This window comes from Amycolatopsis sp. YIM 10, from assembly GCF_009429145.1.
Lineage (GTDB): Bacteria > Actinomycetota > Actinomycetes > Mycobacteriales > Pseudonocardiaceae > Amycolatopsis.
This window is the reverse complement of sequence record NZ_CP045480.1, coordinates 8,034,498-8,047,930: the sequence shown is the minus strand read 5'-3', so window position 1 is coordinate 8,047,930 and position 13,433 is coordinate 8,034,498. Positions and strand designations below refer to the sequence as shown.

The window sequence follows — 13,433 nt, the reverse complement described above, 5'->3', positions numbered from 1 at the left end:
CTCACGCCTCGGTCAGCGGTCCGTAGCTGTCCGGGCGCCGGTCGCGGTAGAACGCCCACAGGTCGCGGACCTCGTTGAGCAGGCCCATGTCCAGGTCCCGCACGACGATCTCCTCCTCGGTGTCCGACGCGGCCTCGCCGATCACCTGGCCGCGCGGGTCGGCGAAGTAGGTCTGGCCGTAGAAGTCGTTGTCGCCCAGCGGTTCCACGCCCACCCGGTTGATCGTGCCGACGAAGTACTCGTTGGCCACGGCCGCGGCGGGCTGCTCCAGGCGCCACAGGTACTCGGAGAGGCCGCGGCTGGTCGCCGACGGGTTGAACACGATCTTCGCCCCGGCCAGGCCGAGCGCGCGCCAGCCTTCGGGGAAGTGCCGCTCGTAGCAGATGTACACGCCGATCCGGCCGACCGCGGTGTCGAACACCGGGTAGCCCAGGTTGCCCGGCCGGAAGTAGAACTTCTCCCAGAAGCCCTTCACCTGCGGGATGTGGTTCTTGCGGTGCTTGCCGAGATAGGTGCCGTCGGCGTCGATCACCGCGGCGGTGTTGTAGTAGACGCCCGGCTGCTCGACCTCGTACATCGGCACCACCAGCACCACGCCGTGGCGCTCGGCGACCTCCTGCATCAGCTTGGTGGTCGGGCCGTCCGGGATGCCCTCGGTGTAGGAGTAGTAGTCGGCGTCCTGGACCTGGCAGAAGTACGGGCCGTAGAACAACTCCTGCAGGCAGATCACCTGCGCGCCCTGCGACGCCGCCTTTCCGATGGCGTCCACCGCGTTGCGGATCATCGACTCCTTGTCGCCCGTCCAGCGCTGCTGGATCAGGCCGGCGCGTACCAGGTCGCTCACTTGTCTCCTCCTTGTGGGGCGGCGTGCCTGCCGCTGGTGGACTTGTTCCACGAAAGAGCCAGGTGCACCACGAAGGCCACGATCAGGCCGGCCACCCAGTTGTAGTCGTAGAACGGCTTGAGGAACGGGATCAGGCCGTCCGCGGGGAAGGGGCCCTGCTCACCGGCGGCGGTGTAGGCGCCACCGACCGCGAACACCGCACCGGCCATCGTGGACACGATGGCCCGCCAGTTCCAGCCGCCGCGGAACCAGTACCGGCCGCCTTCGCGGTAGAGGTCGGCCAGGTGCAGCTCGGTCCGGTTGATCACCCAGTACCCGGCGACCAGCACGCCCGCCACCGCACCGAGCACACCGCCGTAGAAGCCGAGCCAGGCGAAGATGTAGATGCTCGGGTCGGAGTACAGCTTCCACGGCTGGATGCCGATGCCGATCACCCCGGTGATCAGCCCGCCGACGGCGAAGGTGATCCGCTTCGGGAAGGCGTTCGAGAAGTCGTAGGCCGGGCTGACCACGTTGGCCGCCAGGTTCGCCGAGATGGTGGCCAGCACCAGCGCGATCAGCGCCAGCACGACCAGCACCGGGCTGGAGAACTTGTCCGCCAGCTTCGCCGGGTCCCAGATCTCCTCGCCGTAGAGCACCTTCCCGCCCGAGGTGGTCAGGATGGCCACGATCGCGATGAAGGTCATCGTGGTGGGCAGGCCGAGGATCTGGCCGCGCATCTGCTTGCGCTGGCTGCCGCCGAAGCGGGTGAAGTCCGGCATGTTCAGCGAAAGCGTCGACCAGAAGGCGATCATCGCCATCAGCATCGGCGCGAACACCTTCCAGAAGTCCGGTCCCCAGCCGAGGCGGCCGGGGTCGGACAGGATCGGGCCGAAGCCGCCCGCCTTGACCAGCACGTAACCGAGCAGGATCAGGAAGCCGACCGAGACCAGCGGTGCGGTCCAGTTCTCGAAGTGCCGCACGGCTTCCATGCCGCGCCAGATGATCAGCATCTGCACCAGCCAGAACACCCCGAAGGACAGCCACAGCGTCCACGGCTGCCCGGCGATCTCGGCCGCGTTGCGCCAGCCGTCGCCGACCAGCTTGCCGGTCAGGATGTAGATGGCCTCACCGCCGACCCAGGTCTGGATGCCGAACCAGCCGCAGGCGATGAACGCGCGCAGCAGCGCGGCGAAGTTGGCGCCGCGGATGCCGTAGAAGGCGCGGGCGAAGACCGGGAACGGGATGCCGTACTTGGTGCCGGCGTGGCTGTTCAGCAGCATCGGCCCGAGCACGATGATGTTGCCGAGCACGATGGTCATCAGCGCCTGCACCCAGTTCATCCCGAGTGCGATCAGCGAGGCGGCCAGCGCGTAGCTGGGGATGTTGTGCGCCATCCCCATCCACAGCGCGAAGTAGTTGTAGGTGGTCCACGTGCGCTTGCCGACCGGGACCGGTGCCAGTTCGGGGTTGAGGAAGCGGCTGCCCGCGAGCACGCCGGGATCGGCCAGGTCGACCCGGCCGTCCGGGTGCACGATCTCGTTACCGGACGGGGAGGTGCCGGCCTGCGATCGGGTGTGCGTCATTGCGGAATCCTGCGACCGGCGCGGTACGGGGTGGCAGTGGCAGAGTGTTCACCGATGGCTGTGTCCTGCGACACACTGTCGATTGCGCACAGATCGCCGCGGTGCATGCGGACCCGGCGTAACCCCTGCTCAACGGGCCTGAAACAAGAACGAGTCCCACACCGCGCGGGTGTGGGACTCGCCTGCCGGATCGAGTGGGGACTCAGAAGCCGAAGACCCCGCCGGAGTGGGCGTCCGCGGCGCAGCGGTTCGGGTAGGTGGTGCTGAAGTCCACCTGCTTGCCCTTCCACTTGCCGAACGCGCGGGCCTCGACCGGCGCGTACTCCAGCGTGCAGGCCACGTCCTTTGGCTTGACGTTGCCGAGGTCGCCGTCGGCGCCGGTCAGCGCGTCACAGGCGACCTCGGCGTCGGGGTGGGTGCCGCCCGCCGGGTCGCACTGCAGCACCACGGCGCCGGTGCGGCCGCCCGCGTCCAGGGTGGACAGGGCGATCGAAGCGTCGGCGGGGTGGGCCGGGCCCCCGATGCAGGCCAGGGTCAGCGCGCAAGCGGTGAGCGGTTCGAAGGGAAAAATAGCCATGATCGGTTCATCGGCGCCGCCGGCTGATCACTGAGTGACTCGACGGGGTGAAAATCGCCGTCACGGTCGGGTGGTATGAATGTCGTGGGCCAGTAGTGCCACGTACAGCGAGAGCATCGACTCCGGGTCCTCCAGCGGCACACCCAGCACCTGTTCCACCCGCGCGAGCTGCTGGTAGTAGGCGGTCCTGGACATGTGCGCGGCGGCCGCGGCGGCGGACTTGTTGCCCCCGTGCGCGCAGTAGAACCGCAGTGCCTGTAGCAGCCGGTTGCCGGTGGTGGCGTCCTTGGCCAGCAGCGCGCCCAGTTCCCGCGAGGCGAACGCGGCCACCCGCTCGTCGTCGGCGAGCAGGTGCAGCAGTCCGCGCAGGCGCACGTCTTCGAGGCGGTGGAAACCGGTCGCCGACTCACGGGTGGCGGGCACGGCGTCGGCCACGTGCCCGGCTTCGGTGAGGCTGCGGCGGGCATCGGCGGCACCGTCCACAGTGCTCCCGACCGCCACGATCGACGGCGCCACTCCGCGCGCCTGGTGCACCTCGGCCGCCAGCCGCGTCAGCACGGCGTCCGGTTTCGCTTGCGGGGAAAGGGAAAGCAACGCGCCGACACTGGTGTCGCCGACCACCGCGACGAGCGCCGAAACCCGCGCGCGCCGGGTGGCCACCGCGGCCGCCTCGGCCAGTTCCCGCAGCACGGTGGCCAGGTTGAGCGCCGGTTCGGTACCGGTGAGCACCGGCCGGATGGCCGTGCCGATCAGCTGCCTGCCGGTCAGCGGCACGGCCAGCGCGGCCGCCCGCACCACCAGCTCGGCCGCCGGGACCGGCGTGCTGAGCAGTTCGGTGAGCACCGCGCGGTGCGCCTGCCGCTCCAGGCTGTCGGTGTCCTTGGCGACCAGGCGGTGCAGCGCGAGCGCGGACGCGGCGCGCTCGGCGACCACCACGTGCCGGTCGCGCGGCGGCTCGGCGCAGACGATGACCAGCCGTCCCCAGTCGTGCCCGCGCGCGCCGACCACGGTGACCAGCCAGCCGGCGCCCGCGTGGTAACCGGTGCGCTCGCCGAGCTGCACCTGCGCGGACCGCCGCGGCCAGCCGGCCAGCAGCTCGGCGGGATCGGCGCCCGCGGTGTCGTAGGCGAGCACCTCGTGCGACAGCGTCTCCAGCACCACCGGCTGGTCGGTGATCCGGGCGACCTCGCGCAGCACCACGTCCGGCTCGGCACCGGAGACGGTCAGCGCGGTGAAGGTCTGGTGCACGCGTTCGGCCTCGCGCAGCTCGTCCACCTGCGCGTCCACGATCAGCCCGTTCACCGTCTCGGTGACCGCCACGTACCGGGTCTCGCGCGAGAGCGTGACCAGCGGCAGGCCGCAGCGGTCGGCGGCCTCGGTCATCCCGGCGGGCAGGGCGTCGCTCCAGTGCCGGACCAGCTCCACCACCAGCCCGGCCACCCCGACCGCGGCCAGCGAATCGAGGTACTTCGCCAGCTCCGCCTCGTCGTCGGGCAGTGCCACGCCGGTGGTCAGCACCAGCTCACCGCCCTTGAGCAGGTGCGCGATGTCGATCACCTCGGCCACGTGCACCCAGCGCACCCGGCGGTCGAGCCCGGCCGCGCCGGCCACCACGTGCGGGCGCCCGTGCCGGAGCACCGGCATGGCGAGCACCTCGGCGACCGTGGGGTACATGGGCAGACTGTACGGGCGCGGAGCCGAGTCCGTACAGGTTGCTCGTGGCGTTCCCGGCGGGCCGGTCCGCACACTCGGTCGCATGACCGAATCGGAGCTGCTCTCCCGGCATCGCGCCGTTCTGCCGAACTGGCTGGCCCTCTACTACGACGAGCCGATCGAGATCGTGCGGGCCCAGGGGCGCCGGGTCACCGATGCGAACGGGAACACCTATCTCGACTTCTTCGCCGGCATCCTGACCAACGCGATCGGCTACGACGTCGCGGAGATCTCCGACGCGATCCGCCGCCAGCTCGACACCGGCGTGCTGCACACCTCGACGCTGTACCTGATCCGCAAGCAGGTCGAGCTGGCCGAGCAGATCGCCGAGCTGTCCGGCATCGAGGGCGCGAAGGTGTTCTTCACCAACTCGGGCACCGAGGCCAACGAGACCGCGCTGATGCTGGCGACGCAGTACCGCCGCAGCAACCAGATCCTGGCGCTGCGCAACTCCTACCACGGCCGCGCGTTCGCCACCGTCGGCATCACCGGCAACCGCGGCTGGTCGGCCAGCTCGCTCTCGCCGGTCAAGGTCAGCTACGTGCACGGCGGGTACCGCTACCGCAGCCCGTTCTCCTCGCTGTCCGACGCCGACTTCATCGCCGCCTGCACCGAGGACCTGCGCGACGTGCTGCAGACCAGCACCGCCGGGGACGTGGCCGCGATGATCGCCGAGCCGATCCAGGGCGTCGGCGGGTTCAACGTGCCGCCGGACGGGTTCTTCGGCTCGTTCAAGGAGGTGCTCGACGAGCACGGCATCCTGCTCATCTCCGACGAGGTGCAGACCGGCTGGGGGCGTACCGGTGAGCACTTCTGGGGCATGCAGGCACACGGCGTCACCCCGGACATGATGACCTTCGCCAAGGGGCTGGGGAACGGGCTGGCCATCGGCGGGGTGATCGCGCGCGGTGAGGTGATGGACTGCCTGACCGCGAACTCCATCTCCACCTTCGGCGGCAACCCGGTCTCCACCGCGGGCGCGAAGGCCACTTTGGACTACCTGCTGGACAACGACCTCCAGGGCAACGCGGCCAAGCAGGGCGACACGCTGTTCGGCGGCCTGCGGGACCTCGCCGAGAAGTACGACGTGCTCGGCGACGTCCGCGGCAAGGGCCTGATGATCGGCCTGGAGCTGGTCGAGGCGGATCGCTCGCCGAGCCCGCCATCGGCCGGGGTGGTACTGGAGGAGGCGAAGAAGCGCGGGCTGCTGGTCGGCAAGGGCGGACTGCACGGCAACGTGATCCGGCTGGCCCCGCCGATGACCCTCACCGACGCCGAAACCGGTGAGGCACTGGAAATTCTCGAAGGTTCGATCGCGGCGGCGCAGGAGGCACGCAAGTGACGGCACGGATCAGCCACTGGATCGACGGCAAGCCCTTCTCCGGGGTGGCCGAGCGCGCCGGGGACGTGTTCGACCCGGCCACCGGGCAGGTGGCCGCGCGGGTCGACTTCGCCGGGCCCGCCGAGGTCGAGGCCGCGGTCACCGCGGCGAAGAACGCCTTCCCCGGCTGGCGGAACACCTCGCTGGCCGCGCGCAGCCGGGTGCTGTTCGCCTTCCGGCAGCTGCTCTCCGAGCGCAAGGACGAGCTGGCGAAGATCGTCACCAGCGAGCACGGCAAGGTCGAGTCGGACGCCGCCGGTGAGATCGCGCGCGCCATCGAGAACGTCGAATACGCCTGCGGGGCCGCGCAGATGCTCAAGGGCGGGTTCAGCGAAAACGCCTCCACCGGCGTCGACGTGTACTCGATCGCCCAACCGCTCGGGGTGGTCGGTGTGATCTCGCCGTTCAACTTCCCGGCCATGGTGCCGCTGTGGTTCGTGCCCAACGCGATCGCCTGCGGCAACACCGTCGTGCTCAAGCCGAGCGAGAAGGACCCGTCGGCGGCGAACTTCATCGCCGAGCTGTTCGCCGAGGCCGGGCTGCCCGCCGGGGTGCTCAACGTGCTGCACGGCGACAAGGTCGCGGTCGACGGGCTGCTGGAAAACCCCGTGGTGAAGGCGATTTCGTTCGTCGGGTCCACGCCGATCGCGCGCTACGTCTACGAAACCGGGACGCGGCACGGCAAGCGCGTGCAGGCGCTCGGCGGCGCGAAGAACCACATGGTGGTGCTGCCGGACGCGGACCTCGACCTGGCCGCCGACGCGGCCGTCTCGGCGGGCTTCGGCTCGGCGGGGGAGCGCTGCATGGCGGTCTCCGTGGTGGTCGCGGTGGACCCGGTCGGGGACGAGCTGGTCGCCAAGATCGCCGAGCGCATCCGGAAGCTGCGGGTCGGTGACGGCCGCAGGCCCGACTCCGAGATGGGCCCGCTGGTCACCGCCGCGCACCACGCCAAGGTCGAGTCCTATGTGGAGGCGGGCGTGACCGCGGGCGCGGAGCTGGTGGTGGACGGCCGCGGGATCGAGGTGGACGGCGAGGACAGCGGCTACTGGCTCGGCCCGACGCTGTTCGACAAGGTCTCGCCGGAGATGTCGGTCTACCGCGACGAGATCTTCGGGCCGGTGCTCTCGGTGGTCCGCGCCGAGGGCTACGAGCCGGCGGTCGAGCTGATCAACGCCAACCCGTACGGCAACGGTGTCGCGATCTTCACCACCGACGGCGGTGCCGCGCGGCGGTTCCAGAACGAGATCGAGGTCGGCATGGTCGGGGTGAACGTGCCGATCCCGGTGCCGGTCGGCTACTACTCGTTCGGTGGCTGGAAGGACTCCCTCTTCGGCGACAGCCACGCCTACGGACCGGAGGGCTTCCACTTCTTCACCCGCACCAAAGTGGTCACCTCGCGCTGGCCGGACCCCTCCCACGGCGGGGTCAACCTCGGCTTCCCGCGCAACACCTAAGTGGTCACGATCGGAAGTCTGCCGGAGGTCTCGGCGCCCCAGCTTCCCGCTGACCGCACGGCCGGAAGACCCGAGTACGGCTCCGGTACGCGGGTCTCCCGGCCGCACGCCCAGCGGAAACCTGGATCCACCGAATACCCCCACCACACTTCCGATCGCAACCACCAGGCACCAGGCCGCCTGCTTTCCGTAAACTCGACCTGAAGCAGGCGGCCCGCGAAGGTGAGGTGGACGTGGCGAACGCGGATGAGCGCCGGTTCGAGGTGCTGCGCGCCATCGTCGCGGACTACGTGGCGAACCAGGAACCGGTGGGTTCCAAGGCCATCGTCGACCGGCACAACCTGGGTGTGTCGAGCGCCACGGTCCGCAACGACATGGCGGCGCTGGAGGAGGAGGGTTACATCGCCCAGCCCCACACCAGCGCCGGGCGGATCCCCACGGACAAGGGCTACCGGCTCTTCGTCGACCGGCTCTCCGAGATCAAGCCGCTGTCCGCGGCCGAGCGCCGGGCGATCACCTCGTTCCTCGACGGCGCGGTCGACATGGAGGACGTGCTCCGCCGGTCGGTCCGGCTGCTGGCGCAGCTGACCAGGCAGGTCGCCGTGGTCCAGTACCCGATGATGACCAACTCGACCGTGCGCCACCTCGAGGTGGTGCCGCTGACCGCGGCCCGGCTGATGCTGGTGCTGATCACCGACACCGGCCGCGTCGACCAGCGCACGGTGGACATCGGCGACGTGATCACCGAGGAGGCGGTCGCCCGGCTGCGGACCTCGCTGAACGCCGCGCTGGCCGGGCGGCGGCTGACCGAGGCGGCGGCCAGGGTGGCCGAGCTGCCCGAGCAGGCCCCCGCCGACCTGCGTGACGCCACCACCCGGGTGTGTACCGTGCTGGTCGAGTCGCTGGTGGAGCACCCGGAGGAACGGCTGGTGCTCGGTGGCACGGCGAACCTGACCCGCAACGTGGCGGATTTCCCGGGTTCGCTGCGCCAGGTGCTGGAGGCACTGGAGGAGCAGGTGGTCGTGCTGAAGCTGCTCGCGGCGGCACGCAACCCCGGTGCGGTCACGGTGCGCATCGGCGAGGAAAATGAGGACGAGCAGATGCGGAGCACCTCGGTCGTGTCGGTCGGCTACGGCATGGACACGCTGCTCGGCGGCATGGGGATCGTCGGGCCGACGAGGATGGACTACCCGACCACCATCGCCGCGGTGCGTGCGGTGGCCAACTACGTCGGGCAGATGCTCTCGGGCAAGTGAGCTCGCGTTTCGGGTTTTTCGGCAGGAGGACGGCAAGACGGTGGCCAGGGACTATTACGGCACGCTCGGTGTCGCGAAGAACGCGACCGATCAGGAGATCAAGCGCGCGTACCGCAAGCTCGCCCGCGAGCTCCACCCGGACGTCAACCCGTCCGAGGACGCCAAGCACCGCTTCGGCGAGGTGACCACGGCCTACGAGGTGCTGTCCGACCCGCAGAAGCGCAAGGTCGTCGACCTCGGCGGCGACCCGATGGACGGCGGTGCCGCCCGCGGTGGTGGTGGCGGCGACCCGTTCGGCGGCTTCGGCGGGCTCGGCGACATCATGGACGCCTTCTTCGGCGGCGCGGCGGGCGGCGGTGGCCGCGGTCGCGGTCCGCGCAGCCGCGTGCAGCCGGGTTCGGACGCGCTCATCCGCATCGGCCTGACGCTGGAGGAGTGCGCCACCGGCATCGACAAGGAGATCACCGTCGACACGGCGATCCTGTGCGACCTGTGCCGCGGTGCCGGTACCGCGGCCGGTGCCACCACGAAGACCTGCGACACCTGCGGCGGGCAGGGCGAGATCCAGTCCGTGCAGCGGTCGTTCCTCGGCCAGGTGGTCACCGCCCGTGCCTGCCCGGTCTGCCGCGGGTTCGGCGAGGTCATCACCGACCCGTGCCGCCAGTGCGGTGGTGACGGGCGCGTGCGCTCGCGCCGCACGGTGACCGCGAAGGTGCCGCCGGGCGTCGGTGACGGCATGCGCATCCGGCTGTCCGGCCAGGGCGAGGTCGGTCCCGGTGGCGGGCCCGCCGGTGACCTGTACGTGGAGATCGACGAGGCACCGCACGAGGTGTTCATCCGCCAGGGCAACGATCTGCACTGCAAGCTGAGCGTGCCGATGACCACCGCCGCGCTGGGCGCGAAGGTGCCGATGGAGACGCTGATCGACGGTGAGCACGAGCTGGAGGTCGAGCCGGGCACCCAGCCGAACACCGAGCTGGTGCTGACCGGCAAGGGCATGCCGAGGCTGCGCTCGTCCGGGCGCGTCGACGGCCGCGGTGACCTGCACGTGCACGTCGAGGTCGTGGTGCCGACCAAGCTCGACGAGGCGCAGCGGGAGCTGCTGCGCGAGCTGGCCCAGACGCGCGGGGAGGACTCGCCGACGCTGGCGGGCAACGGCAAGCACGGCGGGTTGTTCTCGAAGTTGCGCACCAAGAGCCGGTAGTGGATCCGGTTTTCCTGGTCGAGGCGCTGCCCGCCGGTGATCGAGCGGTGCTCGACGGGGACGAGGCACGCCACGCGGCGACCGTGCGCCGCATCCGCCCAGGTGAGCGCTTGGTGCTCACCGACGGCCGCGGCGGTGGCGCACGATGCGTGGCCGAGTCCGTTCAGGGCGGTCGCGACGCCTCGCTGGACTTGCGCGTCGAGGAATCCTGGTTCGAGCCGGAGCCGGAGTTGCGCGTGATCGTCGCGCAGGCACTGGCCAAGGGCGATCGCGGTGAGCTGGCGGTGGAACTGGCCACCGAGGCGGGCGTCGACGAGATAGTGCCGTGGCGAGCCGCCCGCAGCGTGGCGAAGTGGGAGGACGGCCCGCGCGGCGACAAGGCATTGGCGCGCTGGCGCTCCACCGCGCGCGCGGCCGCGAAGCAGGCCAGGCGCACGTGGCTGCCGCCGGTGACGGAACCGATGAGCACCAAGCAACTGGCCGCACTGGCCGGCGAAGTCGATCGCGCTTTGGTGCTGGAAGCCGAAGCCGGTGTCCGTCTGGTGGATGCCGGCCTTCCGGCAGCCGGAAGACTCCTGCTGGTGGTTGGACCGGAGGGCGGAATCGGCGCCGACGAACTGGCCGCGCTCTCGGACGCGGGCGCACGTCCGGTCAGACTAGGCCAGACCGTACTGCGGACCTCGACCGCGGCAGCGGTGGCTCTAGGTGCACTTGGAGCGCTCACGCCACGCTGGGCCTGACCACCAGGTGGATCCGGCTACCGGGCGTATTCGAAACCCGGGAAATTTCCTGGCGTAATTTTACGCTCTGACCTGGCGCCACGACAGCCCTACCCGTTACTCTGGTCATTCGGAACAGCACACACGGTTTCCGGACACAGCGGCTTCGAGCCCGTGCACCGGAGTCCCCGCCGGACACCTCCCCCCTCGGTCCGGCGGAGCCGCGGTGGCGGTGGAGCGACCCCCAGGTTCCACCGCCCCGCGGCGTTCCTTCTTTCTTCGACCCTGCTCGGGCTGCGCCCTTCGCTGTGGCGAAGGAACGTGTGTCACTGGGGGTCGAACCCCCAGACCCCCGCCAGGGGGCAAGCCCCCTGGACCCCCGCGCGGGTGGCTTCGCTTCGCTCGCCGTGCGGGGTCACCGTGGGTGCCGCGCCTTGGGGTGCTTCGGCTGGCTGCGGCTCGCTTCGCATTGCCTCGCTGCGCCTTCGCGGCTGTTGTCTTGCCGCCGTGGAGTGCGTGACAGGAAGCCGGGTGCAGTATCCCGGTCCTAAGCCACAACAACGTCTCCCCGCCGTCGTCACAATCGGGCGCCGGGTTGGGTCCCACCCCCGACCACTAGGGTCGAAAGCATGAGTGACGCGGAGACGTTGTTCGAGAAGATCATCGCCAGGGAGATCCCGGCCGAGATCGTGTACGAGACCGAGAACACCCTCGCCTTCCGGGACATCCAGCCGCAGGCCAGGGTGCACGTGCTCGTGGTGCCGAAGAAGCGGTACCGCAACCTCGCCGAGTTCGCCGCCGCGGATCCCGCCGGGCTGGCCGAGGTGGTGGCCACCGCGGCGAAGGTGGCCGAGATCGAAGGCATCACCGACAGCGGCTACCGCGTTGTGTTCAACACCGAGCGTGACGCCGGGCAGACCGTCTTCCACGTGCACGCCCACGTCCTCGGCGGCGAACAGCTCGGCCACTTCGGCACCCCTGGCTAGCCACCGGGTAACCACCTGCGCCACCGGGCCGCCTACCGCTAGCATCGTGGGTGACCAAACTACTCACGACCAGCAGCGCAAGCGCAGAAAGCAGGCCCGAGGCCCAGTGGCCGGTACCGCACCGGGTGGAGCCGCCCGATCCGAAGTCCCGCGCGAAGAAGACCAGCAGGTCGAGGCGGCAGCCGCGCCGGACGCGAAGTCCCGTTTCCCCATTCCCGACGCCGCCGCGCTGACCCTGCTCGGGTCGCGGGACGAGAACCTGCGCGTCGCCGAGGAGCTGCTGGCCGCGGACGTGCACGTCCGCGGCAACGAGGTCACCCTCACCGGCGCCCCGGCGGACGTGGCGTTCGCCGAGCGCGTGTTCGCCGAGCTGGTCACCCTGGCCGGCCGCGGCCAGCAGGTCGACCCGGCGACCGTGCGGCGCACGGTGTCCATGCTCTCCTCCGGCGGCGCCGAATCGCCCGCCGACGTGCTCAGCATGGACATCCTGTCCCGCCGCGGCCGCACCATCCGGCCGAAGACGCTGAACCAGAAGCGCTACGTCGACGCCATCGACAAGCACACGATCGTGTTCGGTGTCGGCCCCGCCGGTACCGGCAAGACGTACCTGGCGATGGCGAAGGCCGTGCAGGCCCTGCAGGCCAAGCTGGTCACCAGGATCGTGCTGACCCGCCCGGCGGTCGAGGCCGGTGAGCGGCTGGGGTACCTGCCCGGCACGCTCAACGAGAAGATCGACCCGTACCTGCGCCCGCTCTACGACGCGCTGCACGACATGGTCGATCCCGAGTCGATCCCGCGCCTGATGCAGGCGGGCACGATCGAGATCGCGCCGCTGGCGTACATGCGCGGCCGCACCCTCAACGACGCGTTCATCATCCTGGACGAGGCGCAGAACACCACGCCGGAACAGATGAAGATGTTCCTCACCCGCCTCGGCTTCGGCTCGAAGATCGTGGTCACCGGGGACATCACCCAGGTCGACCTGCCCAGCGGGCAGCGCAGCGGCCTGCGGGTGGTGCGCGAGATCCTCGAGGGCGTCGACGACCTGCACTTCGCCACGCTGACCAGCCAGGACGTGGTCCGCCACCGCCTGGTCGGCGACATCGTGGACGCCTACGAGAAGTGGCAGGCCGTGCAGGACGCCACCGAGACCACCCACGGCTGGAAGGGCCAGCGCCGGTGAGCATCGAGATCGCCAACGAGTCCGGGGTCGGCGTCGACGAGACCTCCATCGTCTCGGCGGCCCGGTTCGCGCTGGACAAGATGGAGGTCAGCCCGCTGGCCGAGCTGTCGGTGCTGCTGGTCACCCTCGACGTGATGGAGGACCTGCACGAGCGCTGGATGGACCTGCCTGGTCCGACCGACGTGATGGCCTTCCCGATGGACGAGCTGGACTCCACCCGCCGTCCCGACGCCGCGGACGCCTCACCCGCCCTGCTCGGCGACATCGTGCTCTGCCCCGCGTTCGCGAAGGACCAGGCGCACACCGCCGGGCACTCGCTGACCGAGGAGCTGCACCTGCTCACCGTGCACGGCGTGCTGCACCTGCTCGGCTACGACCACGCGGAACCGGCCGAGGAGAAGGAGATGTTCGGGCTGCAGAAGCGCATCCTGGCCGAGTTCCGCGCGGCCACCGCGGCGGTCCGCAGGCAGGACGCGCAGCGTTCCGCCGACGACCGGCTGCTCGGTACCGCGGGCCTGGACCGGGTGGCCGAACCCGGCGAGCCAGGCTGA

General features: G+C 70.3%; 11 protein-coding genes and 1 pseudogene. 8 read left to right on the top strand and 4 right to left on the bottom strand.

Going from position 1 to position 13,433, the window contains the following annotated elements; translation table 11 throughout:
- Window position 1: 1 nt before the first annotated feature.
- The 4 genes and pseudogenes from YIM_RS38060 to YIM_RS38045 form a co-directional block, all read right to left on the bottom strand.
- Complete coding sequence (locus YIM_RS38060; RefSeq protein ID WP_153034985.1) at window positions 2-844, bottom strand: nitrilase-related carbon-nitrogen hydrolase; 843 nt, start codon at window positions 842-844, stop codon at window positions 2-4.
- A pseudogene (locus tag YIM_RS38055) lies at window positions 798-2,409 on the bottom strand (NCS1 family nucleobase:cation symporter-1); the annotation flags it as partial. The gene YIM_RS38060 and the pseudogene YIM_RS38055, both read right to left, overlap by 47 nt.
- A gap of 202 nt (window positions 2,410-2,611) precedes the next feature.
- The gene (locus YIM_RS38050) at window positions 2,612-2,986 is read right to left on the bottom strand and encodes an SSI family serine proteinase inhibitor (RefSeq protein ID WP_153034983.1); all 375 of its coding nucleotides are present in this window, start codon (window positions 2,984-2,986) and stop codon (window positions 2,612-2,614) included.
- Between the two features lie 60 nt (window positions 2,987-3,046).
- Window positions 3,047-4,660, bottom strand: a complete 1,614-nt coding sequence (locus tag YIM_RS38045; protein ID WP_153034982.1) for a PucR family transcriptional regulator — start codon at window positions 4,658-4,660, stop codon at window positions 3,047-3,049.
- A gap of 82 nt (window positions 4,661-4,742) precedes the next feature.
- On the opposite strand from YIM_RS38045, the gene YIM_RS38040 reads away from it, so the two are divergent.
- The 8 genes from YIM_RS38040 (at window position 4,743) to ybeY (ending at window position 13,433) form a co-directional block, all read left to right on the top strand.
- On the top strand, window positions 4,743-6,041 hold the full coding sequence (locus tag YIM_RS38040; RefSeq protein WP_153034981.1) for an aspartate aminotransferase family protein: 1,299 nt from the start codon (window positions 4,743-4,745) through the stop codon (window positions 6,039-6,041).
- On the top strand, window positions 6,038-7,534 hold the full coding sequence (locus tag YIM_RS38035) for a CoA-acylating methylmalonate-semialdehyde dehydrogenase (protein ID WP_153034980.1): 1,497 nt from the start codon (window positions 6,038-6,040) through the stop codon (window positions 7,532-7,534). Before YIM_RS38040 ends, YIM_RS38035 begins: the two co-directional genes overlap by 4 nt.
- 233 nt (window positions 7,535-7,767) lie before the next feature.
- Window positions 7,768-8,790: a heat-inducible transcriptional repressor HrcA gene (gene hrcA / locus YIM_RS38030; protein WP_153034979.1), complete on the top strand. Its 1,023-nt coding sequence runs from the start codon at window positions 7,768-7,770 to the stop codon at window positions 8,788-8,790.
- Between the two features lie 40 nt (window positions 8,791-8,830).
- The gene (dnaJ, locus tag YIM_RS38025) at window positions 8,831-9,994 is read left to right on the top strand and encodes a molecular chaperone DnaJ (RefSeq protein WP_153034978.1); all 1,164 of its coding nucleotides are present in this window, start codon (window positions 8,831-8,833) and stop codon (window positions 9,992-9,994) included.
- On the top strand, window positions 9,994-10,734 hold the full coding sequence (locus tag YIM_RS38020; RefSeq protein ID WP_153034977.1) for a 16S rRNA (uracil(1498)-N(3))-methyltransferase: 741 nt from the start codon (window positions 9,994-9,996) through the stop codon (window positions 10,732-10,734). Before dnaJ ends, YIM_RS38020 begins: the two co-directional genes overlap by 1 nt.
- Window positions 10,735-11,342: 608 nt before the next feature.
- Window positions 11,343-11,699: a histidine triad nucleotide-binding protein gene (locus YIM_RS38015; protein ID WP_153034976.1), complete on the top strand. Its 357-nt coding sequence runs from the start codon at window positions 11,343-11,345 to the stop codon at window positions 11,697-11,699.
- A gap of 106 nt (window positions 11,700-11,805) precedes the next feature.
- Window positions 11,806-12,882 (top strand): PhoH family protein, encoded by a 1,077-nt coding sequence (locus tag YIM_RS38010; protein WP_153034975.1) that lies wholly within the window; start codon window positions 11,806-11,808, stop codon window positions 12,880-12,882.
- Complete coding sequence (ybeY, locus tag YIM_RS38005) at window positions 12,879-13,433, top strand: rRNA maturation RNase YbeY (protein ID WP_153034974.1); 555 nt, start codon at window positions 12,879-12,881, stop codon at window positions 13,431-13,433. The genes YIM_RS38010 and ybeY overlap by 4 nt, the downstream gene beginning before the upstream one ends.